At 46.5% G+C, this 26,908-nt stretch carries 26 protein-coding genes; 4 read left to right on the plus strand and 22 right to left on the minus strand.

The annotated features are described in order from the left end of the window. Positions 1–208 precede the first annotated feature (208 nt). Positions 209–607 (plus strand): VOC family protein, encoded by a 399-nt coding sequence (locus tag I5M27_RS03865; RefSeq protein WP_200504697.1) that lies wholly within the window; start codon positions 209–211, stop codon positions 605–607. 146 nt (positions 608–753) lie between these two features. On the opposite strand, the gene I5M27_RS03870 is transcribed toward I5M27_RS03865, so the two are convergent. Together I5M27_RS03870 and I5M27_RS03875 are read right to left on the minus strand one after the other, a co-directional pair. After that, the gene (locus I5M27_RS03870; protein WP_200504698.1) at positions 754–1,404 is read right to left on the minus strand and encodes an alpha/beta hydrolase; all 651 of its coding nucleotides are present in this window, start codon (positions 1,402–1,404) and stop codon (positions 754–756) included. A 411-nt stretch (positions 1,405–1,815) separates the two neighbouring features. Further along, a complete protein-coding gene (locus tag I5M27_RS03875) occupies positions 1,816–2,322 on the minus strand; it encodes a cytidine deaminase (RefSeq protein ID WP_200504699.1) in 507 nt (168 codons plus the stop codon). Positions 2,323–2,444: 122 nt separating this feature from the next. Here I5M27_RS03875 and I5M27_RS03880 point away from each other — a divergent pair, with 122 nt between their 5' ends. Further along, positions 2,445–3,788, plus strand: coding sequence for a saccharopine dehydrogenase C-terminal domain-containing protein (locus I5M27_RS03880; protein ID WP_200504700.1), 1,344 nt, complete (start codon positions 2,445–2,447; stop codon positions 3,786–3,788). Between the two features lie 68 nt (positions 3,789–3,856). On the opposite strand, the gene I5M27_RS03885 is transcribed toward I5M27_RS03880, so the two are convergent. The 18 genes from I5M27_RS03885 to aroQ all read right to left on the minus strand — a co-directional run bounded on the left by I5M27_RS03885 (position 3,857) and on the right by aroQ (position 23,227). Beyond that, the gene (locus I5M27_RS03885; RefSeq protein WP_200504701.1) at positions 3,857–4,567 is read right to left on the minus strand and encodes a tRNA1(Val) (adenine(37)-N6)-methyltransferase; all 711 of its coding nucleotides are present in this window, start codon (positions 4,565–4,567) and stop codon (positions 3,857–3,859) included. A 202-nt stretch (positions 4,568–4,769) separates the two neighbouring features. Next, positions 4,770–5,225 (minus strand): ribonuclease HI, encoded by a 456-nt coding sequence (rnhA, locus tag I5M27_RS03890; RefSeq protein WP_200504702.1) that lies wholly within the window; start codon positions 5,223–5,225, stop codon positions 4,770–4,772. A gap of 86 nt (positions 5,226–5,311) precedes the next feature. Beyond that, positions 5,312–5,698 (minus strand): nuclear transport factor 2 family protein, encoded by a 387-nt coding sequence (locus tag I5M27_RS03895; RefSeq protein WP_200504703.1) that lies wholly within the window; start codon positions 5,696–5,698, stop codon positions 5,312–5,314. A gap of 77 nt (positions 5,699–5,775) precedes the next feature. Beyond that, on the minus strand, positions 5,776–7,914 hold the full coding sequence (locus I5M27_RS03900) for a hypothetical protein (RefSeq protein WP_200504704.1): 2,139 nt from the start codon (positions 7,912–7,914) through the stop codon (positions 5,776–5,778). 123 nt (positions 7,915–8,037) lie between these two features. Then, positions 8,038–8,613, minus strand: coding sequence for a peptide-methionine (R)-S-oxide reductase MsrB (gene msrB / locus I5M27_RS03905; protein WP_234462367.1), 576 nt, complete (start codon positions 8,611–8,613; stop codon positions 8,038–8,040). A gap of 183 nt (positions 8,614–8,796) precedes the next feature. After that, positions 8,797–12,498: a S8 family serine peptidase gene (locus I5M27_RS03910; RefSeq protein WP_200504705.1), complete on the minus strand. Its 3,702-nt coding sequence runs from the start codon at positions 12,496–12,498 to the stop codon at positions 8,797–8,799. A 173-nt stretch (positions 12,499–12,671) separates the two neighbouring features. After that, positions 12,672–13,247, minus strand: coding sequence for a hypothetical protein (locus I5M27_RS03915; protein WP_200504706.1), 576 nt, complete (start codon positions 13,245–13,247; stop codon positions 12,672–12,674). An 86-nt stretch (positions 13,248–13,333) separates the two neighbouring features. Then, positions 13,334–14,377, minus strand: a complete 1,044-nt coding sequence (locus I5M27_RS03920) for a nucleoid-associated protein (protein ID WP_200504707.1) — start codon at positions 14,375–14,377, stop codon at positions 13,334–13,336. A gap of 258 nt (positions 14,378–14,635) precedes the next feature. Beyond that, positions 14,636–14,944: a hypothetical protein gene (locus I5M27_RS03925; protein WP_200504708.1), complete on the minus strand. Its 309-nt coding sequence runs from the start codon at positions 14,942–14,944 to the stop codon at positions 14,636–14,638. 229 nt (positions 14,945–15,173) lie between these two features. Further along, positions 15,174–16,799, minus strand: a complete 1,626-nt coding sequence (locus I5M27_RS03930; RefSeq protein ID WP_200504709.1) for a M1 family metallopeptidase — start codon at positions 16,797–16,799, stop codon at positions 15,174–15,176. A gap of 160 nt (positions 16,800–16,959) precedes the next feature. Next, complete coding sequence (locus I5M27_RS03935) at positions 16,960–17,445, minus strand: hypothetical protein (protein WP_200504710.1); 486 nt, start codon at positions 17,443–17,445, stop codon at positions 16,960–16,962. A gap of 211 nt (positions 17,446–17,656) precedes the next feature. Then, positions 17,657–18,070: a VOC family protein gene (locus I5M27_RS03940; RefSeq protein WP_200504711.1), complete on the minus strand. Its 414-nt coding sequence runs from the start codon at positions 18,068–18,070 to the stop codon at positions 17,657–17,659. Between the two features lie 117 nt (positions 18,071–18,187). Continuing rightward, complete coding sequence (locus I5M27_RS03945; protein WP_200504712.1) at positions 18,188–18,964, minus strand: metallophosphoesterase family protein; 777 nt, start codon at positions 18,962–18,964, stop codon at positions 18,188–18,190. Positions 18,965–18,969: 5 nt separating this feature from the next. Further along, on the minus strand, positions 18,970–19,710 hold the full coding sequence (locus I5M27_RS03950; RefSeq protein WP_200504713.1) for a nucleotidyltransferase: 741 nt from the start codon (positions 19,708–19,710) through the stop codon (positions 18,970–18,972). A 254-nt stretch (positions 19,711–19,964) separates the two neighbouring features. After that, on the minus strand, positions 19,965–20,627 hold the full coding sequence (locus I5M27_RS03955; protein ID WP_200504714.1) for a hypothetical protein: 663 nt from the start codon (positions 20,625–20,627) through the stop codon (positions 19,965–19,967). Positions 20,628–20,709: 82 nt separating this feature from the next. After that, positions 20,710–21,315, minus strand: coding sequence for a MarC family protein (locus tag I5M27_RS03960; protein ID WP_200504715.1), 606 nt, complete (start codon positions 21,313–21,315; stop codon positions 20,710–20,712). Between the two features lie 221 nt (positions 21,316–21,536). Further along, positions 21,537–22,601 carry an aminotransferase class V-fold PLP-dependent enzyme gene (locus I5M27_RS03965; protein WP_234462368.1) on the minus strand — a complete coding sequence of 355 codons (1,065 nt, stop codon included), beginning with the start codon at positions 22,599–22,601 and terminating at the stop codon, positions 21,537–21,539. A gap of 170 nt (positions 22,602–22,771) precedes the next feature. Further along, entirely contained in the window at positions 22,772–23,227 is a 456-nt protein-coding gene (aroQ, locus tag I5M27_RS03970) for a type II 3-dehydroquinate dehydratase (RefSeq protein ID WP_200504716.1), read from the minus strand. Between the two features lie 198 nt (positions 23,228–23,425). On the opposite strand from aroQ, the gene xerD reads away from it, so the two are divergent. Continuing rightward, positions 23,426–24,325, plus strand: a complete 900-nt coding sequence (gene xerD / locus I5M27_RS03975) for a site-specific tyrosine recombinase XerD (protein ID WP_200504717.1) — start codon at positions 23,426–23,428, stop codon at positions 24,323–24,325. A gap of 92 nt (positions 24,326–24,417) precedes the next feature. On the opposite strand, the gene I5M27_RS03980 is transcribed toward xerD, so the two are convergent. Continuing rightward, positions 24,418–24,711 (minus strand): hypothetical protein, encoded by a 294-nt coding sequence (locus tag I5M27_RS03980; RefSeq protein ID WP_200504718.1) that lies wholly within the window; start codon positions 24,709–24,711, stop codon positions 24,418–24,420. A 216-nt stretch (positions 24,712–24,927) separates the two neighbouring features. Beyond that, positions 24,928–25,413 (minus strand): hypothetical protein, encoded by a 486-nt coding sequence (locus I5M27_RS03985; RefSeq protein ID WP_200504719.1) that lies wholly within the window; start codon positions 25,411–25,413, stop codon positions 24,928–24,930. A 361-nt stretch (positions 25,414–25,774) separates the two neighbouring features. On the opposite strand from I5M27_RS03985, the gene I5M27_RS03990 reads away from it, so the two are divergent. Next, positions 25,775–26,809 (plus strand): quinone-dependent dihydroorotate dehydrogenase, encoded by a 1,035-nt coding sequence (locus tag I5M27_RS03990; RefSeq protein ID WP_200504720.1) that lies wholly within the window; start codon positions 25,775–25,777, stop codon positions 26,807–26,809. Positions 26,810–26,908 lie beyond the last annotated feature (99 nt).

A 26,908-nucleotide genomic window follows, 5' to 3' on the forward strand; every position in this document is an offset into this window, starting at 1 on the left:
GCATAGTAGCAAAGTAAAGCGAAAGTAGCGTGATGTAGCGTAGGGTTTAAATTCTCTACGCTACATCACGCTACTTTCGCTTTAAGACAGTTTTTCGCCTCAAAACCCTACCGTTTATAACCCTTTCCGGAAATTCCAGTTTAACTTAATCACTAATCACTAATCACTAATCACTAATCACTAATCACTAATCACTAATCACTTTCCCGTGGAAATTCTGCAAATAAAAGAAACCTGTTTGTATGTGAAGGATCTGGATGCTACGCGGCAATTTTACGCCGGGAAGCTGGGGCTGGAAATTATTGGCGAAGTGAAAAACCGCCACGTTTTCTTTCGGGCTGGAAAATCGGTTTTGCTTTGTTTCGATCCGGAAGCTTCTAAAAAAGGCGAAACCCTGCCGCCACATTACGGTACCGGAAATCTGCATCTCGCTTTTGAAGTTGCTCCCGACCGCTACGAAGACCAGAAAACCATTGTAAAGGCTTTGGGAATTGGCATTGAGCACGAACACGAATGGCCCAACGAACTCAAGTCATTTTACTTCCGCGACCCGGACAATCATCTACTGGAAATTGTAATGACGGGAATGTGGGAAAAGCAGATTTGAAGATTTGAAAATGTAGCGATGACAAAAAGTACAAAGGAGAACATGAGGAAATAAAAGAAGACTGTTATGGTTTTTCTCGTGAGTAGCCAGCCATTCCGGATTACTTTATTTATTAAGGAGCTAGCCTGGCAATTACCAATCAACAATTAAATAATACCCGCATCCAGCTGCCGCAGAATTTCTGCATCCATTTTATGGCCGCCGTTAAAGCTTACGATCTGAGGCGTGAGGCCATAGGAGCGGAGCAGTTCGTATTGTTTTTGCGGCATATCTTCCGGAATCATTTCATCTTCGGTGCCGCGCACCATTACCAGGTTGGTTTGCTTCAGGGTTTCTAAAGAAAGATCGAAATTCATATCTTCCGGAAATGCGGCCGCCCATAAAATTAAGCGGTTGCAGGGCACTTTTCCGGCGGCCAGCCAGCGACAAACGGTAGCGCCGCCCTGCGAAAAACCCAGGATATTCACTTTTAAATTTGCCGGAAAATCAGGTTTCAGGCTTTCGAAAAGCTGGTTCAGGTAATTTACGTAATCGTGAATTTCGGTTTCGCGGTTATAACTTGTCATCCAGCTGGCGCCTACGTGGCCCCGGAAACCTTCACGGTAAAATTTCGATAATGCCTCTGGTGCTACTACCACATTTTTGCCCGTATCCAAGCTCTGGAAATGGCGCAGAAAATAATCGGCCCGCTGTCCGTAGCCGTGGCAAACGATCCAGAGCGTTTCGGTTGCTTTAGAAAATTCGCCGAGCTGGTAAACATTGGCGGTGCGGGTTACGGGCAGGTTAAAGGCTTTCATGGTTTTATTTTGGGAAAGCGAAATTGTGAAAAATTTCTGAATACTGCGGCCCGTTGACTAAAGCCAACGGCAATGAATGGCGAAGGTGAAGTTGTAAAACCCGGCGGTGCCCCCAATGGTAAAACCGTGAGAATTAGAGTTGCTATGAAAAACGCTATGCTTTTCAGCTGAAAAACTCCATTATGCTTCTCCCTGAAAAAAAATCATTACCGTCTGCTTTAACAGACAGAATAAAGCTGCCTGAATTTTCGGCTTTAGCCAAATTTACAAAATTCTGATTTGGCTAAAGCAGAAGATCGAAAAGTAGTTAATCGTAAGCTAAAGCAGTCGGCAATGAAATTAGTACAGTAGTTTCCCGGTAAAAACCTTGCCGTTTCACTAACTTTTTGGCCGGTTTTAACTCGCAGATTTTTATTCTTTCGGTTGGGCGCCCAGCAGATTTTCCTTGGTAAAAACCAGCGGCAGCAGATCTTTTACACTCGAAAGACGGTAAATTTCAGTGCCTTCGCCTTGCAAAAGCAATTTTATGGGCGAGCCTTGCCGATCTTCATATTCGGTCATAACCTGGCGGCAACCTCCGCAGGGTGCGCCTTGTAAATATTTATAGGTGAACGCTTTACGGGCCGCTACGGCAATCAGCTCGATGGCCATGAAAGGGGCAATGGCGCTTTTGCCAAACAAAGCGGTCCGTTCGGCGCACATGCCTGAAGGGTAGGCTGCGTTTTCCTGATTGTTGCCGATGTGAATGGTGCCGTCTTCGAGCAATAAAGCAGCGCCCACCAGGAAATTGGAGTAAGGCGCATAAGCGTTTTCAGTTGCTTCTTTGGCTTTGTTCCAGGTTCGTTTTTCGCTTTCGGTCAGCTCTTTTTCTGACTCCAGCACTTCAATTCTGATCTTTATTTTTAATTCTCTGGCCATGGCCGTTTCTATTAATCAAGTGAAAAAGGGCGTTAAAAGTAACAGTTTCTGATGAGAATACAAGTTTTTGTTTGGGCAGGGAAGCAGAAAATGGTAATTTTCCCTAAATTTTGAGCTTCACTATGAAACATATCCTCCTTTTAGGCGCCGGCCGCTCGGCTTCGGTGCTCATTGCCTACCTGTTGCAAAATTCCCTGGAACATAACTGGACCCTGACCATCGGTGATATTTCCGTAACGCACCTGGATGAAACCCTGGTGGGCCGCGATTACGCAAATGCCGTTATTTTCGATGTTTTTGACGAAGAGCAGCGCACTTCCGAAGTTGCCAAAGCCGATCTTGTGATTTCTTTGCTGCCGGCGGCTTTTCATATTCAGGTGGCGCTGGAGTGTTTGAAGCAGCACAAAAATATGATCACGGCTTCGTACGTTTCGCCGGAAATTCAGGCTTTGCACGAGCAAGCGGAAGCTGAAGGCCTGACGTTTATGATGGAATGCGGCCTGGACCCGGGCATCGACCACATGAGCGCCATGCAGGTTATTCACCACATTAAAGAAAGCGGCGGCCACATCTTTTCGTTTAAATCGTACACCGGTGGTTTAATGGCGCCGGAATCGGATACCAACCCCTGGAACTACAAAATTACCTGGAACCCGCGCAACGTGGTTTTAGCCGGACAAGGCACTGCTAAATACCTGGAAAACGGCTGCTACAAATACATTCCGTACCACCGCTTATTTTCCCGCACCGAAACCTTTAATGTGCTGGATTATGGCGAATTTGAAGGCTATGCCAACCGCGATTCTTTAAGCTACCGCGAGCCGTACGGCCTGCAAAAGATCGACACCATTTTGCGCGGCACGTTCCGCCGCAAAGGGTATTCCGAAGCCTGGAACGCGCTGGTGCAACTTGGTATGACGGATGACACTTACAAGCTGGAAAACTCTGCCACCATGACCTACGCCGAATTTACCGCCGCTTATTTGCCGGCCGGAAATGAAGCCTTGTCGTTAGCAGAAAGAACGGCCCGTTATTTGGGTTTTCCGGCTGAAAGTGACACTGTTGCTAAGTTAAACTGGCTGGGTTTATTCAGCGATGAAATGATCGGTCTGGAAATTGCAAGTCCGGCGCAGATAGTGGAGAAAATGCTGGTAGAGAAATGGAAATTAAGCACCGGCGACAAAGACATGATCGTGATGCAGCATATTTTCGATTATGAATTGCAGGGCCAGAAAAAACGCATGACCAGCAGCATGGTGGTGTTGGGCGAAGATGAAGTGAGGACTGCGATGGCGAAAACGGTAGGTTTGCCGGTTGGAATTGCGGCCAAATTAATGCTGCAAGGCGAGATCACGGAAAAGGGCGTGGTAATGCCAACCAAAGGTGCCGTATACGGACCAATTCTGCGGGAATTAAAGGCACATGGCATTCATTTTATAGAAGAAGTTACGCCGCTGGAAAACTAAGAAAAACGGTAGGGTAAATGCCTGAAAAAGTGCTGCTGAGTTATTTCGGCAGCACTTTTTTTTTTTGTTCAGAAAATCAGATAGTAATCCTTCAGCAATGTTGCAAAGTCGGCAGTGTAAGCCTGATCCGGATTGCGGATGATGAGGCTTTGTTTTTGAGTTGGTTTTTCCCAAAACGAATAGGCGTAAATGGTGCGCAAATGTTTGCCATCGGGCTGGGTGAAAAGCTGCAATTCCCTGGCCGGAAACAGTTTTTCTTTAAATGCCAGATTCCGGAAAACTTCGGCTTCGGCAGGCGGCAGCAATAAATAGAAAATTCCTTCCGGCGTTAAAAACTGTTTTACAAAATGCACCAGATCTTCGAAAGGCAGTTCCTGCGTATGTTTGGCAATGGTTCTGGCCGTATCCGGCGATTTTAAAGAAGCCTGAAAAAACGGCGGATTGCAAATGATCACGTCGAACTGCTGCTGGTTTTCCTGCCCGAATTGTTGCAGACTTTTTTGCGCTAAAACGATACGGTTTTTCCAGGGGCTTTCCGCGAAATTTTCTTCGGCCTGAGCAGCCGCCGCCGCGTCAATTTCTACGGCGGTGATCTGGGCGTGGGAGCGTTGCGCCACCATTAAACTCAGCAAACCGGTGCCGGTGCCAATATCCAGAATTTGTTTTGCATCTTTCACCTCCGCCCAGGCACCCAAAACGCAGGAATCCGTGCAAACTTTCATGGCGGTTCTATCCTGGTTTATACGGAATTGCTTGAACTGAAAGTAAGCGTTGGCCACGTGGTTAATGTGCTAATGGGTAATGAATAATTTGCTGTTGATGTATTGTGAGAATCCGCAATAAATCGGTTTAAAACGCTAGGATTTTGAGGCTAAAAAGTAATTCAGATACAGTGTATTAAGAAAGAACCGATTCCCATTTATCTTTTTTCCAAATTAACGCTGTATAAAATAGCACATTAGCCCATTAAAAATTAGCACATTACTTCAGGCTCGCTTCATACCCATGGTCTATCAGCTTGTCCGGACCTTCGGCCGATTGCACTGCCAGCACGTCGCAGCGTTCGTTTTCCGGGTGACCGGCGTGGCCTTTGATCCAGACGAATTTCACCATTTTCGGGTCGTATACTTTCAGAAAGCGGATCCAGAGATCCGGGTTGGCTTTGCCCGAGAAGCCTTTTTGTTTCCAGCCGTAAACCCATTTTTTCTCTACCGCATCTACTACGTATTTGGAATCGGAGAAAACCGTAACCGGAATATCTTTCTGCTTGATCGCTTCCAGGCCTACAATCACGGCCAGTAATTCCATGCGGTTGTTGGTGGTTTTGCGGAAACCCTGCGAGATTTCTTTCACATGGTGCTTGTAGCGCAGAATTACGCCGTAGCCGCCCGGTCCGGGGTTGCCGCGCGAAGAGCCGTCAGTAAAAAGTTCGATCAAAATAGTGTGCGTTTATTGGGCTGCAAAGGTAGAGAATTTAGCAGGAACCTGCGCCGGAAACCTTTGCCGCAGCGTTAAATCATGAATTAAAACATAGTATTGTTATTTTTCGCTTCCGAAGGAATTACCTGCAGCACATCCCAGTGCTCCACAATTTTACCGTTTTCATCGAAGCGGAAAATATCGATGCCGGCATAGTCGTGGTCGCTGGGCCAGGTTTGGTAGCAATGCAAAACTACCAGGTCATTTTCGGCAATTACCCGTTTGAATTCCACTTTTTTACCTGGATATTCCCGGGCCATGCGTTCGAAGTATTGGATAAAAGCAGCTTTGCCGTCGCCTACGTGGGGATTATGCTGGATGTATTCTGATCCCACGTATTTTTCAATGGCTTCAGCCGGCTGGCATTGGTTGAACATCAGGTCATAAAAAGCAACAGCATTTTGTTTGTTCTTTTCGGGTTTTTGGGGCATTTCAGATAGCGTTTAGGTTTGGCCGTTTTACGGTTTTCCGGCACAAAAGCATAGCGTTTTTGTGCTTCTTTTTCCGCTTAAAACCGCACCTGAATACCCGGCCCTAAAAAGTAGAACCACGGATCTTTGCTTTTCGAAATGAAATAACCGCCGCCCAGGTATAACGGAAAACTGAGTTTGGTATCGCGGGTGGTAGGGTAGAGCGATCCGATCACCACCACGCCCAGGTCCCGTTTTACGTCGGCGTTGTTGCTGAAATTAAAGGCGTTTAAGGCCAGGAAACCGGCGCCTACCTTATACGGACGGTAGCGGTTTATTTTTTCGGGGTGGTAAAAGCTGAACTGCGCGATCATGGCCATACTGATACCCCCGAAACTGCCGTAACCATCGGTACCCTGATTTTTAACCAGCAAGCCGGCCGGGAACGACACTTCGGTATCGAATTTTACGCGGCGGCGCAGCACAATTTCCATCTTTTTGCTGAAGCCTTCGCCGCCGTATTTGTCTTTGTTGTGGCTTACAATGATTTCCACTTTAGACCATTCGTTCAGATCGTAGGTTTTGCGGCCCAAGTAATTGTTCAGGCTTATTTCGCCCTGCGTACAAGCTTCTCCGTAAAAGGCCGCACGCGGGGAATTATCTCCGGGGCAGATCACCACGTTTTCGATGGTGCGCTGGTCTATGAGTTCGTTGCGGTTGTTGGTTACCCGCACCTGAATGGTGAGGTATTGCTGGCCGTAAAGTTTGCGTTCCTGGTCTATCAGATTCGGCGAAAACGAGAGCACCAGGTCTTTAAGCACATGTTCGTAAAAGATCGGGCCGCTGGCAAGCGAAGTAATTTTCCGGGGTTTATCGCCGTAATTCAGCAATACAAAATCCAGGGGTTTGGGGCGCTGGTGTTCTTTTACCGAAAGCGCATAACCGGTGCTTACCGCCCGGTTGTAAATCCCGATCCTTTTCCGGGTAATGTTAATGGGCACGCGAAGGCGGAAAACGGCAGACTGTTCGCTTAAAAGGGTAGAATCGGCGGTAATGTCGCGGAGATCTTCGAAGTTGAACTGCGCTTTCTGCAGGCCTTCACCTTCTATTCTTAAGCTGATCACTTCGCCGGGATTTACCGTTAAATTGGTGGTCCAGTCGCCGCCTTCGTGCATAATGGCTACGCTTTTAATGCTGGTTTTGGGTATTACGTCGAAATTGGTGATGAATTTTGCCTGGTCGCCGTCTTTTATGTACAAATACCCTTCGGAAATGCGGTGGTAATTGAAAATGCGGAGCCAGCAAAGTACCTTGTTGTTGGTTACGTTATTGCGGGTAAATAATTCGGCTACCAGCATGCCGCCGGGCTGCTCCTGGTCTTCGATGCGGTAAGTTTTCTGCAAACTTAGGTTCCAGTTATTTTCGATCAGGATCTCGATGCCTTTCGTGCGGGCTACGTCGTCGTAAACCATTTCTTTTTTGTCGGTGGCCAGAAAGCGCAGGCGGCTGCCTTTTACCGTAAAAGTCTGGGTTATTTCCGGAAGGTCATAGGTGATGCGGCCATTCTGATTCAGGCTGGGTTTTATGGTTTGCAGGTTCAGCTTTAAGGTGCGTTTGCCTAAAGCCGTTGGCATTACGTGCAGGCGCAAAATGCCGTTCCGCTCCGAAAGCCGGTATTCCAGGCCCTCGCCTTTCACCCAATCGGTCGGGAACTTAAGATTAGCTAAGTTGTTGGTGGTCAGTTCAAAAACCTTTTCTTCGCCAATAAAAAGCTCGGTATCTTCCTGCAGTAATTTAGCGGTGGTTTGGGTATGCGGGAATAATTTTACGATCTCGGTGCGCGGTTCCGGGGTATCGGCTTTTTTAACGAAGAAAGTAAAATTGAGAAACTGGCTGGCGGTCAGGTTTTTGAACCGGACCCGGAATTTAAAGTATTCGTTGTTTACGTTTACAATGGAATCGAGCAGGGTAAAATCGGCGGAAGGGGCCAGTTTTACGCTTTGAATATTGGGTGCTACAGGAGTCAGGGTTACTTCCGCTACCTGGTTTTCGCGCGTGTACAGAAATGCCAGGTGTTCTTCGCCCTGAAACGTAAGGGTATATTGGCTGAACGGGTAGGCGCTGGTATCTACTTTCAGCGTTATTTCTTTAAAAGACGGCGTAACCGGGGGCTGGGCAAAAGCGGGCACGGCCAACCACAGCAGCGCCAGTAAACTTAAAACGAAAAACTTCTTCACAGGCATAAAAAAACACTAAAACGGAGGTTCGGAAATGACTATTGCCTGTTATTTTCTGCAGGTAATAAAATGAAAAAACCGGTTTTGAGGCCGGTTTTTAACTTCTCCGTTTCGGGTGCAAAATTACGGTTTTTTCGGGTTAAGCGCATTATCCGGTTCAAAATCCAAAACAATTGAATTCATGCAGTAGCGCATGCCGGTTGGCGGCGGACCATCGTTGAAAATATGCCCCAGATGCGAGTTGCAACGGCCGCAAACCACTTCGATGCGCTCCATGCCGTGCGAAAGGTCTTTGTTGTATTTTACTGCGTCTTTGCGGGCCGGCTCAAAAAAGCTGGGCCAGCCGCAGGAACTCGCAAATTTCTGATCGGCGCGGAAAAGAGGATTCCCGCAAACGGCGCAATAATAATTTCCCAGGCCTTCGGTGTTCCAGTATTTACCGGTGAAGGCACGTTCGGTACCGGCCTGGCGGGCTACGGCATATACATCGGCGGGCAGAATTTTTTTCCATTCGGCATCCGAAACGTTCAGTTTGGTAGTATCGGTGCGGGAATAATAGGGGTTAGCGGCATGTTGCGATTCGGTATTTCCGGGGTGATCCTGAGTAGTCATATTGGTTTGCGTTGTAGGGTTTGGTTTGTTTTGGCAGCTGGTAAAAAACGGGCAGGCGAAAATAAACAGGAAAAAGATCTTTTTCATGCCTTTATAACGCATCGGGTAGTTTTTTGGTCTGAAAAGATAGCGTTTTTAAACTCGGAAAATGATTTCGTGGAGCATAGAAAAAAGCAGCGCCGGTTTTAAAACCGGCGCTGCTGATGTTATGCTGCTGACTTTTCAGGCTTTAAGCCCTACCGTTTTCAGGTCTGAAACGGGAAGTGTAGCTTATTGCACCACAATGCGGCCAGAGCCCAGCTTTGTGCCATTTAGATCCCGAAGCTGCAGCCAGTAAATGCCCGGTCCGTACTGACTTAAATTAAACCCGGTTTTGTCATAAGCTTCTTTTGTAGTGAATTCCTGATTTAATACCACCGAGCCTTTCGCATCGTAAACTGCCAGGGAGTAAACATGACCGGTACCGGTTTGGTTGTGGAACCGGACCTGAAAACGGCCTTTATTTGGGTTTGGGTAAATAAATACATTGCTCGTTGCAGAATCTGAAATGGCTAGTTTGTTCGACGTTCCGGTACAGCCTTCGGAAGTAGCTATGGCCACTTCATACTCCCCGAGCTCGTCTACTGATACCGGTAGTGTTGCGGCAGTTTTTCCGGTTAAAACCATACCGTTTTTCTTCCAGGTATAGCTTAAAGTGCCGGCAGCCTGCGTAGTTGCCGATAGCGTAGTGGTCAGACCCGGGTACAGTTGCTTATAAGGCGCAGCCGTCAGGCGTACTTCCGGATTTGGCATCGGGGTAATGGTAACAGGAGCCGAGGTGCTGACGCAGCCCGTAGCCTGGGTAATATTTACGGAATAATCTCCCGGTTGCTTTACTTTAATAGCCTGGGTGGTTTCGCCGGTGCTCCAGTAATAAGAATTTCCGGCACTTGCGGTTAAGGTGGCTTCTCCGTCGTTGCAAATGGCGGTTTGAGTGGCATTGATCGTGGCCGGCGGCACCGGGTTGATGGTTAATGTAACCGGCGTTCGGGTTGGGCTTTCGCAGTTGCCGGAACTGCTGTAGGTGGCCGCATAATAGGTAACCGTGCCAGGAGAATTCAAACTAGGATCGTTTACCACCGTGCCACCGGTTGGGGCATTATACCACACCACGCTGTAACCTGCCGGCACACTGGCCGTGGCTGTAAGTACCGGAGTCGGGTTGAAATCACATACCATGCGGTCGCCGGTGCTGATGGGCGGCGCTAAAGCCCCGGCTGAAACGGCCAGGTTCCGGATGGTTGTCTGGCAGGGCCCGCTTGTACCATATACGGCAATGTTGCCGGAAACAGATGTTGCCGGATAATTAACCACAATATTGTTTGTGCCCTGCCCGCTCACGATGGTAATGCCGGTCGGAACGCTCCAGGTATAAGTAGTAATGCCGGTGGTGGTTGGTACTGTGTAAGGAATATTCTGGCTGCCCTGGCACAGACTGGTCGGGCCGGAAATAGCACCCAGCGAGAGCGAACCACCGGAAGAAATGCTGCGGGTTATAGCAAGTGTTCGTTCGCTTTGCGAGCCGGTTAAATTGTTTTTAGCAACCAGAGTAAACCACAGGCTGGCGCCTGGAGTAAGGCCGCTTGCTGCATAGGAAGTACCGGTAACGTTTGCAGCCAGGTTTACCCAGGTGCCGGTGGCAGCATCCAGTTTTAAAAGGTCGTAATGGGTAGCATTGGTAACGGCTGGCCAGCTGAAATTCAGGGAGCCGGCGCATAAACCCGGGTTGGCGCTTAAACTGGCCGGAGTTCCCAGAATTTTAAAAGTGACATCGCTTTGGTCGGTTAAGGTTCCGCTGGAGATTTTAATTAAAGCCGTGGCCGTATTTAAACCGGCCGGTATAGTCCAGGAATAACGGGTAGCCGTTGCCGATACCGCAGCTGAAATAGTGGTCCAGGTGGCGCCGTTGTTTATGGAATACTGAATGGTTTGATTTCCGGTAACGCCGGCATTATTCCATGTGATGGTTTCCTGCGCGCCCGGGCTTAAAGATTCGCCTCCGTTCGGGAAGATCACTTCAATATTCGGCTGGATGATTTCCCAGGTCAGGGAGTATTGCTGGTTCGGACCGGTTGGCACAGCGGTTCCGTTCACGCGCAGGGTATACGTTCCGGCCGTTGGATTGTCGAGGGTTACCTGTTCAATGTTGCTGATGTTGTCGAGGGCGCGGGTGGCATTGCTGGTAGGGCTTAGTTTATCCAGGATCCAGGGCAGGGTAGTGGTAGGGCCGTTTATAACTTTCAAATCGAGATTGTTTACCAGGGCGGTGCTGGCATTGGCGGCTCCGGCCGGGTCGTTCCAGGTAAGCATTACTTTTAGTTTTACTGTGCCCGATGGCACCGTTATGCTTATATCGTTGGTGGCTCCGGTGGCAACGATGTTTACGGCGTAGCGGTTTTGTTCCAAGGCTTTTACGGCGGCCAAAGCATTGATTCTGCCGAAACCAAATTTATAATCCGGACCCGGATTGCCGAGGTCCTGCGCAGTATTGCAAACCACCGCTTTTATTAGTGAAGAAATGGGTAATGCGTTGGAATTTAATTGTTTATAGCGTTCTACTAATAAAGCTACCGAACCCGATACGCCCGGCGTAGACATGGAAGTACCGGTAATGGTGCCGTAGGTGTTTAAGGGTGTATAAGTAGACAGAACGTTAGTTCCGAAAGCGCTGATCTCGGGTTTTACGCGGCCATCGTGCACCGGACCATAGCTGCTGCTGTTATTAATGGTTTCGGTGGTGGTAATGTTGGCGACCAGGATGTTGTTTTTGGCCGTTTTGCCGCTGCCTGTTATAGTAGACCAGCCGCCGCTGCAAGCCGATTGGGAATTTCCGGCTGAATGCACATGTAAATGCCACGGAAACGTATTCAGATTAACATCGGTGCTGCGGCTGGTAGTGGAATACGCTACGCCGGCTCCGGTTACGCCGCAGGTTTGGGTACTGCCGTAAGAATGGCTGCTGATATTCAGGTTCTGGGCAGGAATGGCCGCAAACATTTCCGATTGAATGTTGCCGTTGAAATTGTAGGAATATAGTTTAGCGTTGGGCGCCATGCCGCGGGCTTTGGGGTTGATGATGCCACGGCCGCCGATGGTGCCGGCTACGTGCGTGGAATGGCTTTCGGGCTGGTTGGTTTCCATCATAACCAGGCGGCTGGCCGTTGGCGAAAAATCGACGTGCGGACTTACTTCGCCGCCATCCCAGATTCCGATCTTTATGCTGTCGCCTTTCAGGTTTCTGATGCCGTCGTTAAGCACGTTTACGCGATGCAGGGTGCGGCCCAGCAGGTTTTCAATTTTATTCGGTGCATCGATCGGTTCAGCCCACTGCACAAAAGGCAGGTTGAGCAGTTTCTGCAGATTTTTCTGCGGAACCCGCAACGTAAAAGTCCGGAACATGGGCATTTCTTCCAGAACGGTGATTTGCAGTTTCGAAAATTCTTTTTGCAGCGTAACAGTCGAGAGTTTTTCGAAAGTAATTACCGAAAGATCGGCGTAGCCGGGTTGTTTGATGGCGTGCACCGGTAGGTTGTTTTTCAGCACGGCCGGAACCGTTTTTTGAGCGGCGCTGAGCCTGAAAACGCTACGCACATTCAGGTTTTTAAATTGGGCCGGGTTGAAATGTTGTGGCAAGGAAGCCGTGTAAGCCAGGTTCGGCAGGTAATCCAGCAGGGTGATGCCGGCGGCGGTTAACTGTACTTTTTGCTGCTGATCTGGTAGCGTTTTAAATTGCACCACCACGTAGCTTTTCCCGTTAAAGGTGCTGTGCCTGAAAACTTCGGCGTCGGGCTTTAAGGTTTGGATATTTTCCTGCGGGATGAATTTGCCGGCGTTCAGCAGCATGGTATAATCCGGATTGGGCTGGGCGAAAAGCAAACCGGGAAAGAACAGGGCCAGAAAAAGTTTTAAGGTGCGGAGTAGCAGTTTTTTCATTTACAAAGAATTGGGAAAGAGCTTTGTAAATATATCGAAATAAACAGGAATAAAATTAGAAGGTTTTAGGCGAAGTTATAAAATATTTAGTGAAGCAGAATTGTGCGTGTATGGTTATGAGAATCAGAGGTTTATTTAAGAGTTTCCAGGGCGGAAATGATAGCGTTATTGGGCTAATATAATTCAAACCCCTTTGCTATTTTCTTATTAATAAAGCTGAATAATTGTGAAGCTTCTTTTGACAGGCTATAAATTGATTCGGTAGTCCACTCTGTACATTGTAGTTCTTTACTTTTGTATCCGCCATAAACCAACGATACAATAATAGGGCGTTGGTCGCTTGGAAACTGCCAATCTTCACCTTCTCCAACGTAGCTATTATTGTTGTAATGGGAAGAAAGGTAATTATAGGTCAATGTATAAAGACTGTCTATTTCCCAGTTTTCAAATTTAAGTTTAAAGGTGTCTGGAGTTGCACGAATATTTTTCGATTTTAAAATATAAAGCGTACTTGCTTCGGGGCCCATTTTTAAATGTTTAAAGCCAGGGCTAAAGCTTGGACTGACCATATCTGGTGTAAAAAGAGAAGCATTAAAAGACGGGTGCTCAAGTCCTCCTCCTACAAAAATATTCACAGCGAAATACTTTGGGTTGCTTCTGGCTGGCTTTTGGTTCTTTTCCGCATTCTGGCAGGCAAACAGAGTTCCTGCCAGAATAAACAATAACAGAAAATTTTTTATGGATTTCAATTAGTTAGATAAGTTTAAGAACTTTTTATTTTAGGTAGAATGAGCTAAAATAAAACAGGCAGCAGAATAAATCAGATTAAAGAAGCTTAACTTTCTTCGTGGAAGAAAAGCTGGTAGAAATGCATGCCTTTTTCCTGATCGTAGCCTTTTACGATCTGGCTGGCCTGGCCGTGCACGTAAACGTGGAAGTTCTTGTCGAGCTTGATGATGCTTTTCATAATTTTTGCCTGCTTTTTTACGGCGGCCGTTGAAATGTCGAATTCGTCGTAGATCGGCACTTCGTTGTTGCTGGCGTACTGGGTTTTAAATTCCTCGAAACTCTCGATAAGATCCGGGTGCGCGATTACTTCCTGTTGAAATTCTTTGATGTTAAAGGTTTCTTTTTCGCGCAGGTATGAGGCGGATTTGTTAAGCAGATCGGCCTGATCGGCGCGGTTAATTTCGAATTGTTCCGGCAAATGTTCCTCCACAAAATTCTTGCAGAGCGCCATCATGTTGCTGGTATGGAAGTAAATATCTTCGCGCGATTTCAGGCGTAAAAATTCTTCGCGCCAGTACTGCGCTTCGTTGCCTTTGTTCAGGTTATCGACGGTGGCTACCATAAAACCTTTGTCGCGGTCGGTGTTGAAAATGAGGGCGCCTTTGTCGAGTTTGTTGATGTTCACGCCGTCTTCGCTGTCGATGTCGAAATTGTCGCCGTTCGGGTACACTTTTAAATACGTATCCCGGCTTTCCGATTTGAAAACCCCGATGGCATCCACCGCTTCGCCGTGCACCACCAGGTCTTTCATGAAGGTAACGTAAAATTCGCCTTCCTTAATTTTAGGGTGGTTGCTTTGCTCGTAGAGGTGTTTTGCCAGGTTTACTGATTGCTCGTGAAAGGTTTCCGGGTTATCGAAGATGTTGGCGCAAAAAGAAAATACTTCGTTCAGGTTGATGTCGGATTCATGGTGGAGGTTGAAATATTCTTCCTGCTTGAACGGCGAGAGGAAATATTTCATGAGCAATTCCTTTACAAACCCATCGAGTTTCAGTTCGCCTTTGGAAAGTTTGAGGCCTTCTTCGCGGCTTTTGTTGCCTACTTTATGCAGGATAATGGATTCGAGCTGAACTTCGGAGGTGACGAGCATATTTTAATGTGCTAATGAATTAATGTGCTGATTTGCTAAATTTTATGTGGTCAGCAAAATCTGGGGTGTAAAGGTACAGAGTTTTTGGAGGGAAAAGGATAGCGATTTGCTATTGTCTGAACACGAATTTTAAGATTTATATGATTAACAGGATTTTATAAACCTGGCGAAATAATTTCAGAGAATCATTTTTATCTTTTAATCCTGAAAATCGTGTTCAGACAAAATAGAGTTTTAAGGGTAAAAAGGATAGCGTTTTTACAGGGTTTTTACAAACTCCATCGCTTTTTGCGCCAGTTCGGGCCATTTTTCAGAATAACTGTATGGCACCTGAACCCAACCGTTCATCGGGCGGCCGTCGGCAGGCTCGAAAATCTGGGCGCCATCTAAACTCAGGGTTTCGTTTAGCAAACTTTCTTCGAGTTTGAAGGCAATAGAATCATTTTTGAAAAGTACGCCGGCTTTGTTGTTCGGGGCTTTCAGGCAAAGCGCGCCAAACATTTTACCTTGGGTGGCATCGGGCGTTTGGGTGGCAATTTTATGATAGAGTTCTTCGGCTGGGGTCATATTATGGGAGAAAGATGAAAGTGAAAAGATTGTCTGAATTGGGATTCGTCAGATTTAGGGATTTCTGGATTTAATTTTTGAACACGATTTTTTTGATTTAGGAAATTAAAGGATTTCTTTCTGAAACGTAAACTTATTTCAGGACGCGACATTCCTGAAAAATCCGGTCAATCCTAGACATCATCTTTCAAAACCAATCCTGCACATCCTAAAATTCCTTAAATCATGTTCAGATTTTAGTGGTTGTAATGTAGAAATTTTCGTCGGTTTTGAAAGTAAATTTCTTTGGAAGGTTTTTCATTTCCTGCCATTCGGTAGTTGGAGTCAGCCACGTTGACTGCCCGTTTACATAGCATTTCAGGCGCATATCGAAGCCTGCCACGCAGTTGGTCCAGCGGTATTTAAGTTTTTGTTTTTCAACGGTGTATTCCAGTTTCGGAATTTTAGTTTCGCGTAAATACTGGTCGAAAACAGATTGTAAATTGAGGCCGGTTTTTTGGGAGAGGTAATTTTCAATCTGCTTTGTAGTTACAGTCTGGTGGTAGAAATCCTGGTTCAGGCCGCGCAGAATTTCCCGGAATTTCTGGTCGTCGTTTACGATTTGGCGGATGGTGTGCAGCATGTTGGCGCCTTTGTTGTACATATCGCCGGAGCCTTCGTGGTTTACGTGGTATGCACCGATTATGGGCCGGTCGTTGGCAATGTTGCGGCGCAGCCCTATTACGTATTCGTCGCCGGCTTTTTTACCGAAATGATAATCCAGGTACAGGGCTTCGGAATAATTGGTGAAGCTTTCGTGCACCCACATGTCAGCAATATCTTTGTAGGTGATGTTGTTGGCAAACCACTCGTGGCCGCTTTCGTGAATGATGATAAAATCGAACTTCAGCCCCCAGCCGGTGCCGCTCAAATCTCTGCCTAAATAGCCGTTTTTGTAGCCGTTGCCGTAGGTAACCGAGCTCTGATGTTCCATGCCTAAATAGGGTACTTCCACGAGCTTGTAGCTGTCTTCGTAAAAAGGGTAGGGGCCAAACCAGTGTTCAAAAGCCTGCAGCATTTTGGGCACCTGTTTAAATTGTTCTCTGGCTTTTTCGAGGTTGTCGCGCAGTACATAATAATTGCAATCGAGCACGCCTTTTTCGCCCTGGTATTTTTCGCCGAAGGTTACATAATCGCCCAGGTTCACGTTCACGCCGTAATTATTGATCGGGTTGGTTACGGCCCAATGGAAAGTTCTGGTGCCGTCCTTATTGGTTTCGGTTTTGCGCAGCCGTCCGTTGGAAACTGCCGTTAAATTTCCGGGGGAAGTTACGCTGATCTGCATGCTATCGGGTTCGTCGTACATGTGATCTTTGCAGGGCCACCACAAGCTGGCGCCTTCGCCCTGGCAACTGGTGGCTACGAATGGGTTACCGTTTTTATCTTTTTGCCAGGTAAAACCGCCGCTCCAGGGCGGGTTTTTGCTCACTTTGGGTTTGCCGCTGTAAAAGACTTCAATTTCCTTTATTTCACCCGCATTTTGTTTTTCCAGAAGCGTTATTAAATGCGCGTTGCCATCGGTTTTAACCTTCAAATCCCTACCGTTTTGGGTAGCTTTTTCCAGTTTGAGCGGCGGTTGCAGGTCTATTTGCATTACCTGGGCCGGTTGTAAAACTTTGTAGCGGATCACGTTGCTGCCCTGCACGCTTTGAGTTGCCGGATCTACCTTGATTTTCAGGTGATAAAAATTCAGGTCCCACCAGGCGCGCTCGGGCGTAATGCTGCCGCGCAGGGTATCCTGATGGGTAAAGTGCTGACCGTTACAGGCTAAAGCTGTAAAAGCAAAAGGAAGAATGAAAAGGAAACGTTTCAGCATATCTCAGGCGAATTAACGGTACTTTTTACGGTAAAAGGGATAGCGTTTTTAAGCTATGTCAGAAATATTAAAAGTAATGAAAAAAGCCTTTCGTTTTAAAGAAAGGCTTTTGAGTTTTTGTAAATATATAGGGGAATGGAACTTTACTTCTGGTTTTGTTTTATTCAGGATCAATTATTTCCAGATCCCATTTTTTTAAGTTCCGGGGAGAATTTTTTATGATTTTGTTAATGCTTAATACATTCATACCCAGGCCGATGCCAGATAGCACCACGGTGCCGGCCATGGCTTTGTCTTCACCGGTAGTTACCACATGGCAGTTCCTGCAGGGCGGTGCCGGATCCTGGGTCTGATTACTAATGGCGCCCACAACCAAAGCTGTTCCAAACCCGCTCAAAAGAAAACTGCCAAATCCGCTACCCTTTTTTTTGGTGCCAAAACTATACAGATCGTTTACGTTAAAAGTTACCCCATTTACGGTTAAGGTTTCAGTTGAAATTTCGCTTAAAATACCCGTTATGGCTTTAGACTGGCTTTTGCCGTTAACCGGCTTCAGAAAATACGCTACCCGGGCGCCGGTAGTTATTGGTTTTAATTTTTTGCCGGTTGTTTTATTGGTTAACTGAATGGCTTTTTGTGCAAACAAGCTGGTATTTGTAGAAAAAAATAATATTATTACCAGCGCAATTATTGCTTTTTTAAAGAAGGCTCGTACGGGTGTTTTCATATGGAGATTTTTTTCAAAACTAAGAAAACATCTCGTGCCTGCCAATAAAATCCTTATGCTAACAAAAAAAGCCTTCCATTTCAGAAAGGCTTTTGAGTTTCTTAGCTTAAAAACATAGCGTTTTTCAAGCTTATTTTGGCTGTTCCTGCTGAAAGTTGAACAACCAGTGGATGCCGAATTTGTCGATCAGCATGCCAAAGTAAGCGCCCCAGAAAGTATTCTCTAAAGGCATGGTAATGGTTCCGCCTTCGCTTAACTTTTTGAACAAGGCATCGGTTTCATCTTTGCTTTGGGTGTGCACCGATAGCGAAACGCTGTCGCCGAATTTTACCGGACGGTCAGGCATACCGTCGGAAGCCATGAGCATAAAATTGCCGCTGCTTAATTGGGCGTGCATCACGCGGCTTTTATCCGCTTCAGAAGCATTTACGGGCGCCTGGCCAAAGGTCTGGATCTGCAGTTCACCGCCAAAAACGGTTTTGTAAAATTCCATTGCCTCTCGGCAGTTTCCGTTAAAAGCAAGGTAGGGAGTTAAATGAGCCATAGTTTTATGAAAGGTGTAAATAATTAGAATCTGAGGGCTAAGTTAATAAAAAAAGCCTTCCGTGGCGGAAAGGCTTTTGAGTTTTTTATGCAAAACGCATAGCGTTTACCTGCCTTTTCAGGCTTCGTGGTTAACCGTCATTTCGGGTACTTTACCTACTTCAAAAATGAAGAACCCCGGCAAACCGGCGCGGTTTAAAATTGGTTTGGCTACGTTAAAAACGGGTACTCCGGCCGAGGTTTTTCCTTCCAGCGTGCCTACGTGGGCATGCCCGTGAAATGCTGCTAAAACCTGCCGCCGATTGATGGGCTCTACCAGGCGCGAAGATCCCATGAAAGGGAAAATTTCTGGTGGTTCACCTTCTATGGTGGCTTTTATGGGCGCATAATGCAGCAGCACAATTTTAGGAATGTCGCCGTAATTGCCTTCGAGGTGCTGGAGGGCGCGGTCTAGTTTCAAAGATTCATCCACGGCTTCCTGTACAAAATCCTTGAACATTTTCTCGCCGAACATCGAGAGCATAAACCGGTCGAAACCGCCGCCAAAACCTTTCACGCCCGCAAAACCGATGTTGTTGATCACCACCGATTCGCCGTCGAGCACGTGCACGCCGGCGTGTTCCAGAATTTTTTTGATCTGCCGCTGCTCCCCGCGCTCATAATCGTGGTTGCCCAGAACAGCCACAACCGGAATGGTACAGCCTTTCAGTTCTTCGGCCAAAACTTCCGCTTCTACCAAATGGCCAGTATCGGTCAGGTCGCCGCAAAGCATTAAAATATCGGCCGCAGCAGAAGCTTGTTTAAAATAGTCCCGCCATTTTCCCTGATCATTTTCCTGCACGTGAATATCGCCCACGCAGGCAATGCGGGTGATGGTTTGCTGATTTTCTTCCATAAAGCTTATATGGTTTTAATAGTGATCACTTTAAACTCGGAATCCATGATATCGGTGCGGTACTGGGTCTGATCGATGATGGGACCGAGGCACACGCGCTCTACCGGCAACGGCATATCGAACTGACCCTTGGCTTTTTCAATGAGAATATCGAAGAGCCAGCGCGGAATAATATCGCGTTCGGTAGGGTACACGAACTGGAAAATGAGGATCTGGGCGAAAAGCAAATGCCAATGTTGTTCCATGCGGTTCCAGATGCGGTGCCAGTCCAGGAAATTGCCGTATTTCACAATTATGTGGTTTACATCGGCGCCGTCGTAGCGTTCGCGGTTCTGCACGTAAATTTTGCACCACATCAGTTCTTCGGCCGGAATAAATTTAACCGGTACGCCATACGCTTCGCCTTCGGTGGCGTGCTGAAACCAGATATCGTCTACGTAATTGATGTTGTTTACCGTGTTGAAGATGATGTCGATGTAATAATCGTCTTTAAAAACCTTGGCCAGCCAGCGCACATCGGTCAGTTCGGTATGAAAGCCCTGATCGGCGAAAAATTTTAAAATGCGCGGATAATCGCCGGCTTTGCAAAAAAGGTCGAGGTCTTTGAGGTCACGGATAATGCCGGTGTATTGCCTTAGTGCCAGGCCGCCGCCTACTAAAAACGGGATGCCGCTTTGGGATAATAATTGCAGGGCGTTGCCGAAGAATCCGTGCGCTTCCGTTGCTAATTCTGCTTCACTGATCATGTAAGAGAAGGTAATCTGAGTTGAGTTTTTTGCCGGGCAGGCCGCTTTGGCTGCCGGTTTTTTGCTGAAACGCAGCCGGCGGGCAGAGGTTATATTTTACTCTTTTAGCTGAGGCTGCCAACAGCAAGCAAAGTACTGGGTTTACTCTTTTTCAGGTTTTTGGTTTGGAAACGGTAGCGTTTTGGCTTAAAAAAGTAAAGACCGGATCGCAGGGGCCGGTCTTGAAAGTAACAAGTTTTTAAGAAGTGAGGAAATTAAAAACAATAATCCAGGCCGGCATTCAGCAAACCTTTGTAACCGAAACCCACTTCAAATGCAAAGCGGATTTTTTCATTCACGGCACTGCGCACAGCCAGCGGCGTAAACTGGATGTTCGGGTGAATCCTTCTGGTTAAAAAGCGACTTTCCCATTCGGGCGGAATGTTGGTATAGGGTTTGGAAAAGGTATAGCCAAGCCCTAAAAGGCCATAAAACTCTATTTTCTCTCCTAAATTATACCCACAAGTTGCTTCGGCGGCGGCCGTTAAATAATGCCGGTTGAAACTGCCCACGTAGGCATCTTCTACTTTAAATTTTGCCGAAGTGCTTTCGAACGTTGCCGTGCTGCCCAGGGAAAACCACTTATTGATATTATAAAAATAAGCCAGCGAAACGGCCGGGGTATTCCTACGGTTGGTTATTTCGGTTTTGGTGTATTGGCCGGTAAACATGGAGCTAATAACCGGGCCAAAGGCTTTTTCGCTGAAATCGTTCAGGGAATTGATCATGCGGTTGCTGGAAAGCGTGCCAACCCGGATACTCAGGCCGTGTTTTTTATGGCCGGTTGCTTCAGGCTGGGCTGTCTGGGCTTTGGCTGCCGGCTGTATTAAACAACAAAGAAGTAGGCCTGCAGCCAGCGAAATACGTTTTAATTTCATAGCAGGGCATTTATGCCTTGAAATTAAAAAGTTTCTGTGAAATAACAAAAATTAAACAGGCAGACTTTTCAGGCGTTAAACCCTACGGTTTTATCAGAATGCCTTCCAGGTTAATATTGGTTTTGAAAAGTTTGATGGCAATGGCCAGCAGAATTACACCGAAAACTTTTCGTAACACTTCGGTGCCGCCCTGGCCCAGTTTCTGTTCCAGCCAGCCCGATGATTTCAGCACGCCGTAAACAAAGAACAAGTTGAGCACAATGCCGATGAGAATGTTGGGCAAAGAATAAGCGGCCCGCAAAGAAAGCAGCGTGGTCATGGTGCCGGCACCGGTGATAAGCGGGAAGGCAAGCGGCACAATGGAGCCGGTTTTGGCTTCAGGATGGGATTGAAAAAGGTGAATGCCTAAAACCATTTCCATACCAATGAGGAAAATAATAAGCGCACCGGCCAGGGCAAAACTCTGAAAATCGATGCCAAAAAGCGCCAGAATAGATTCCCCGACGAATAAGAACACGATCATGATCATGCCGGCCACAATGGTAGCTTTTTCGGAGTGAATTACGCCTTCGCGCTGCCGCAAACTAATAATAACGGGGATGGATCCCAGAATATCGATCACGGCAAAAAGAATGAGGCTAACAGAAGTAATGCCTTTCAGGCTGATCTGGTCGAGAATGTTTTCCATAGTATTCAGGAGGGTGGTGGAGCGGTTAATATTTTAAAATTAGGCTTATACGGGTTTTGAGAATTGTTGAATGATGGAATTAGGGAATGATTGAATGATAGAATGAAGGAATGGCAGAATTATTTAAATTTAACTTATTCTTCCAATCTTTCATTCTCTATTTTAATTCACTCATTCACTTATTTAAAATTCTCTCATTCTCTCATTCACTCAATCAGTCATTAATTATAGTTCTTGGTGAAAAAATCTTTCAGGGTTTCGAATTCTACATCGGTATTGGCCGGGAAGTTGGCGATGCGGAAAGTATCGCGGGCCCATTTTCCGTAGCCGTTACCGAGCTGAATATTATGGGCGGCGGCATTTTTCTTGATGTCTTCCACCAGTTTATGATGGCCCTGCAACGCAATTACGGTGTTGGAGCGCACTTCCGGATTGGTGACCAGAGGGCGGAACTGCGTGAACGGCTCAAAAAACTCGTATAGGTTTTGCGCCCGCTGCACCAGTTGCTGATCGATGGTTTTTATGAGTTCGCGTTGTTCTAAAACCCGATTCATTAAATATAAATTGAGCGTGTTGGGCGTGTACGAAGTCTGGTAATTCAGCATTTTTTCGTAGAGCAGCACCACGCTGTTGTAGTGGTTTTTTTCATCGAGTTTCTTGGCGCGGTAGAGGGCGCGCGGCGAACAAACCATTACGGCCATACCCGGCGGTAACCCGAAGCATTTCTGTACGCTGGCAAACCAGATGTCGGCTTTAATGTATTTCAGGTTCAGGCCGGCCATGCTGGAAGTGGCATCTACGGCCAGCAACTGGTCCTTGCATTTATTATACAGGTTCAGAATGGTGTTGGCGTTGATCTGGGTGCCGTTGCTGGTTTCGTTCTGGGTAATGCAAACCACTTCGGCATCGTCGGGAATTTCCAGATTGTTGGTATCGATGTGTTCTTCCAGCGGAAATTCATGGGCCTGGCTTTCGGAACAGATCTTTTGCGCGTACTCAAACCATTTCTGCCCGAAAGAACCGTTGTAAAGATGAAAGCTCTGCGAGAGCGTAAAGCTTTGGGCAATAATTTCCCAGCACTCGGTAGCCGACGAAGTAAAGAAAATGTAGTAATCCTGGGGAATGTTCAGTTTCTTTTTCAGGCTGTTTACCGTGGCCCGCATCAGCTGCATAAACGTTTCGGAACGGTGCGGAATATTCATAATGCCGCCGTCGTAAGCATCGGTTAAAAATTGGCGCACTTCCGGGTAAACTTTAGAAGGGCCGGGATAGAAGTTGAGCAGCATGGTGGTAGCGGGTATCGGGTAAAAAGTATCTAATAGCGAGTATCAGGATTGTTTTTTGCGGGATGCAAAGCAGTTTTTCACGCAAAAAGCCTACCGTTTTTTGTGCAGGTCTGAAAATGAGGCAGCCTGAAGCGAACTATTCCTTACGTAGGAACGAAAATTCCGGCTGATTATTTATGCGCACCGAAGCCTAATTTGCGGGGTTTCAGGCTTAAAAAATAATGCAGCGCCAGCCGGTAACTTTCCAGCCCGAAACCGGAAATGGAGCCTTTGCAATGTTTGGCCAGTAAACTGCTTTTCCGGAATTCTTCGCGCCCGAAAATATTGGAGATATGCACTTCCACCACCGGCGCTTCGATGGCTGCTACCGCATCGGCAATGGCTACAGAAGTGTGGGTATAGCCGCCGGCGTTTAAAACAATACCTTTGTAGCCCGAAAAACCCGTTTCGTGCAGTTTGTCGATGATCTGGCCTTCGTGGTTGCTTTGAAAATACTCGAGCTCCAGTTCCGGAAAGGCGTCTTTTAATTCCGGTAAGAAAAGTTCGAACGATTTGGAACCGTAAATGCTGGTTTCGCGGCGGCCGAGCAGATTCAGGTTCGGGCCATTAATGATGCAGATCTTCATAGTTTTCAGGGCAAAATAGGTAGCGTTTTTTCAGGGGAAGCAAAGGTACGGGATTTCGCTATCTTTGTAGATTGAATTGTTAAATGGTTTAATGGCTTAATGGCTGTTTAAAAATGGTTCAGACTTTTTTGCCTCCAAAGCATAGCGTTCTAAGAACTAAATCAGCAATTTAACAATGCAACAATTAAACAATTTAATATGAATTGGCCGATCTACCAGAAACAGTTTGAAGGTTATTTGCAGTTGGAAAAATCGCTGAGCGGGAATTCGGTAGAGGCTTACCGGAACGACCTGGGTAAACTGCGATCTTTTCTGGAAGCTACTAACCAGCAGGTAGATCCTGCGCAGGTTACGCCGGCGCATTTGCAGGGTTTTCTGCAGTGGGTGAACGAGCTGGGCATGTCGGCTACGAGTCAGGCGCGCATGTTGTCGGGCATCCGGGCGTTTTACAAGTTCCTGATCATGGAGAATATTGTAACCGCCGACCCAACCGAAAACCTGGAAGCCCCGAAGCTGCGCCGCAAACTGCCCGATACGCTGAACTTTCAGGAAATTGAGGAATTATTTGCTGCCATTGATGTTTCGAAACCGGAAGGTGCTCGCAATAAAGCCATGCTTGAAACCTTGTACAGTTCGGGGTTGCGGGTTTCGGAACTGGTGGAGCTGAAGTTGAGTAATTTTTACCCGGATATGGGTTTTCTGAAAGTGGTGGGCAAAGGCAATAAGGAACGGCTGGTACCAATCGGCCGCGACGCGCTGAAATTCATCCAGATCTATTTAGAGCATTTCCGGAAGAATCTGAAAATAAAACCGGGGCAGGAAGATTATTTGTTTCTGAACCGCCGCGGTACCAAACTTACCCGTGTAATGGTTTTCCTGATCATTAAAGAGCTGGCGCAGAAAATTGGTTTGCAGAAGCAGATCAGTCCGCATACGTTCCGGCATTCTTTTGCTACGCATTTAATTGAAGGCGGCGCCGATCTAAGGGCTGTGCAGGAAATGCTAGGCCACGAAAGTATTACTACTACCGAAATTTATACGCACCTGGACCGGGATTATCTGAAGCAGATCATTACTGATTTTCACCCGCGGAGTTAGGAGTGGGGAATTAATGTCGGTTTTGAATTAACGTTTCAAGGTTTGGCCGCAGTAGAGCAGCCACCGTAAGGTGGTATCGTATAGCGTTTGGTTTATTTTTTTTGAACCTTATAAAAGAGGAAGACACAAGTTTTTGCAAGCTTAAGCCCTGGAGCTAAAACTATCCAAGTACAAGTTGTTAATATTATGATCATGAATGGAATAAAAAGTATATTTATTGTGAAACCCTTGACCCCTACATACTGCTCATCATTCAAATTAGCTGGCATAATTTCTAATGCAGCTAATAAACCCGTCAAAATGCCAATAGGAATGTAGAAACCTGTATAACAGAATAATAAAAGTTTAAATAAGCTTTTGCTATTCATTGAAAGTATTTCATTCATAAGTGTTTGCAAGATTGATGGTGTGAAGAACTTGTTTTTTTTAGTTAAGCTACGCTTTAATCATTTCAATTTTATCCAATTCCTGAATATATGTAATAACATCGGCGTATTCAGTTGCAGTTAGCGGCATATCCGTAGGTTTTCAGCAATCTAAACTTTAACCTGCAAAACGCCTAGTCAAAAACCGTTACTTTTTCACCCCAAAAACCTACCGTTTTACTTTCCTTCCACCTTCATATACCACGGGTCGAATTTGCGTTCGGTGCGGTAGCCTTGTACTTTGGTTTTTTGCAGGCTGCCGTTTCTTTCAATGCCGTAAAGGCGGGTGCCCTGCAGGAAAAGTTTCTCGGGAGCAGGGTGCTGGTTCTGGCCTTCCGTAGTGCCGGGGCGCAGGCTTTGCTCTTTGGCGGCAACTTTTTGGCCTCTTTCGTTCAGCGATAAATAAAGCCGGATGGTGGTGGGGTTAACCCAAACCGTATCATAAACCGGCACCATTTTCAGGAAGATCGTATCCTTTTTGGTTTTCCAGGTGCCGTTGGTCCAGCTCGAAGCCTGCTCCAGGCGCCATCTGTATTCGAAAGTAGAGTCGGGCTTTAATTTCAGCTCGCTTCCGAAGTAGTTATAGTAGTCTCCGGAAAATTTGTCCTGAGCCAGCAGGTTGCAGGCGAACAAGGAAAAAAATATTGCCAGAAATAATTTCAATTTCTACTCAGATTATTCATAAAAAATACAATTAGGCTTACTAAATTAGGAGCAATAATGCGGCTTTTGTTTTAAATCAGCGCAGGAAAAACTCTCAGAAACCAACTTTTTAGGCCCAATATTCAGCGAATTTAAGAAATTGTAACAAGTTATTTAGCTTAGCCTTATTTATTTTGTGCAATTTTTTTTTAAGTCCGGATTTGGGCCTGCAAAAAAGACATTAAAAAAATGAGCCAAGCGCTTATGAACGGGGAAAGTAGGGTGATATCGGGTTTTTATGCCCAAAACCATAGCGTTTTCTTAGGCAATCCGTGCTTTCTGTTCTATATTTGTATAACGCTAACCTCACCTGAATCTGCTTGTGTATAAAGAACTGTTACGTCCGCTGCTATTCCAGATAGACCCTGAAAAGGTTCATAATTATTCTTACACGGCTCTTCGGACCGCTTTTAGACTACCTTTTTCCGCTAAAATTGCCGAAAATCTATACTGCATAAATAACCCTAAACTGGAACGCGAAGTTTTTGGACTGAAGTTCCCGAACCCGGTTGGTCTGGCGGCAGGTTTCGATAAAAATGCTTTGCTGGTAGATGAATTTTCGCACCTGGGTTTTGGTTTTATCGAGATCGGAACCGTAACGCCCCGGCCACAGCCCGGCAACGATAAACCGCGTTTGTTTCGGCTGCCCGTAGATCAGGCCATTATAAACCGGATGGGTTTTAACAACCAGGGTGCCGAAACGGCTGCGCACCGGCTGAAATACCGCAAAAGCAATATCATTATTGGCGGCAACATTGGCAAAAATAAAGATACGCCGAACGAACACGCGCTGCGCGATTACGAGAAATGCTTCGATGCGCTTTATGATGTGGTAGATTATTTTGTGGTAAACGTGAGCTCGCCGAATACGCCCGGCCTGCGCGAGCTGCAGGATAAAGAGCCGCTGATGGAATTGCTGGCGGCGGTGCAACGGAAAAATAACGCTAAAGCCAAGCCGAAACCACTGCTGCTCAAAATTGCCCCGGATCTGACCGACAGCCAGCTGGACGACATTGTGGAAATTGCCAGAGAAACCAAACTGGCCGGCATTATTGCCACCAACACTACAATCAGCCGCGAAAACCTAGAAACCCATTTAAGCGATATTCAGGAAATAGGAGCAGGCGGCCTTAGCGGGAAACCGTTAAAAGAACGCGCTACCGAAGTAATAAAATACCTGCGGAGTAAACTGTCGGAAAACGTGCGCATTATTGGCGTAGGCGGTATCATAACGGCCGACGATGCGATCGAAAAATTAAATGCCGGCGCCGACCTGATTCAGCTTTATACCGGTTTCGTGTACGAAGGCCCGGCGCTGGTAAAAGCCATAAACGAGAAAATTTTAGCTAGTGATTAGTGAATAGTGATTAATGATTAGTTTTCGGATTTTCAGGTTTAAAACGGTAGGGTTTCAGGCGTAAAAAGTCAGCCTTGCGAAGATCGTTTCCTTAAAAGT

Source organism: Adhaeribacter terrigena, from assembly GCF_016623615.1.
In the GTDB taxonomy this organism is placed as follows: Bacteria; Bacteroidota; Bacteroidia; order Cytophagales; family Hymenobacteraceae; genus Adhaeribacter_A; species Adhaeribacter_A terrigena.

What these genes read in the sequence shown, in the direction of transcription:
- I5M27_RS03910 (WP_200504705.1), bottom strand. Translation starts at nt 12,498, where the DNA reads ATGAAAAAACTGCTACTCCGCACCTTAAAACTTTTTCTGGCCCTGTTC.
- aroQ (WP_200504716.1), bottom strand. Translation starts at nt 23,227, where the DNA reads ATGAAGATCTGCATCATTAATGGCCCGAACCTGAATCTGCTCGGCCGC.
- I5M27_RS03875 (WP_200504699.1), bottom strand. Translation starts at nt 2,322, where the DNA reads ATGGCCAGAGAATTAAAAATAAAGATCAGAATTGAAGTGCTGGAGTCA.
- xerD (WP_200504717.1), top strand. Translation starts at nt 23,426, where the DNA reads ATGAATTGGCCGATCTACCAGAAACAGTTTGAAGGTTATTTGCAGTTG.
- I5M27_RS03895 (WP_200504703.1), bottom strand. Translation starts at nt 5,698, where the DNA reads ATGCCCCAAAAACCCGAAAAGAACAAACAAAATGCTGTTGCTTTTTAT.
- I5M27_RS03980 (WP_200504718.1), bottom strand. Translation starts at nt 24,711, where the DNA reads ATGAATGAAATACTTTCAATGAATAGCAAAAGCTTATTTAAACTTTTA.
- I5M27_RS03880 (WP_200504700.1), top strand. Translation starts at nt 2,445, where the DNA reads ATGAAACATATCCTCCTTTTAGGCGCCGGCCGCTCGGCTTCGGTGCTC.
- msrB (WP_234462367.1), bottom strand. Translation starts at nt 8,613, where the DNA reads ATGAAAAAGATCTTTTTCCTGTTTATTTTCGCCTGCCCGTTTTTTACC.
- I5M27_RS03965 (WP_234462368.1), bottom strand. Translation starts at nt 22,601, where the DNA reads ATGCTGCTCAACTTCTATCCCGGCCCTTCTAAAGTTTACCCGGAAGTG.
- I5M27_RS03925 (WP_200504708.1), bottom strand. Translation starts at nt 14,944, where the DNA reads ATGACCCCAGCCGAAGAACTCTATCATAAAATTGCCACCCAAACGCCC.
- I5M27_RS03930 (WP_200504709.1), bottom strand. Translation starts at nt 16,799, where the DNA reads ATGCTGAAACGTTTCCTTTTCATTCTTCCTTTTGCTTTTACAGCTTTA.
- I5M27_RS03955 (WP_200504714.1), bottom strand. Translation starts at nt 20,627, where the DNA reads ATGAAATTAAAACGTATTTCGCTGGCTGCAGGCCTACTTCTTTGTTGT.
- I5M27_RS03960 (WP_200504715.1), bottom strand. Translation starts at nt 21,315, where the DNA reads ATGGAAAACATTCTCGACCAGATCAGCCTGAAAGGCATTACTTCTGTT.
- I5M27_RS03950 (WP_200504713.1), bottom strand. Translation starts at nt 19,710, where the DNA reads ATGATCAGTGAAGCAGAATTAGCAACGGAAGCGCACGGATTCTTCGGC.
- I5M27_RS03945 (WP_200504712.1), bottom strand. Translation starts at nt 18,964, where the DNA reads ATGGAAGAAAATCAGCAAACCATCACCCGCATTGCCTGCGTGGGCGAT.
- I5M27_RS03870 (WP_200504698.1), bottom strand. Translation starts at nt 1,404, where the DNA reads ATGAAAGCCTTTAACCTGCCCGTAACCCGCACCGCCAATGTTTACCAG.
- I5M27_RS03920 (WP_200504707.1), bottom strand. Translation starts at nt 14,377, where the DNA reads ATGCTCGTCACCTCCGAAGTTCAGCTCGAATCCATTATCCTGCATAAA.
- I5M27_RS03940 (WP_200504711.1), bottom strand. Translation starts at nt 18,070, where the DNA reads ATGGCTCATTTAACTCCCTACCTTGCTTTTAACGGAAACTGCCGAGAG.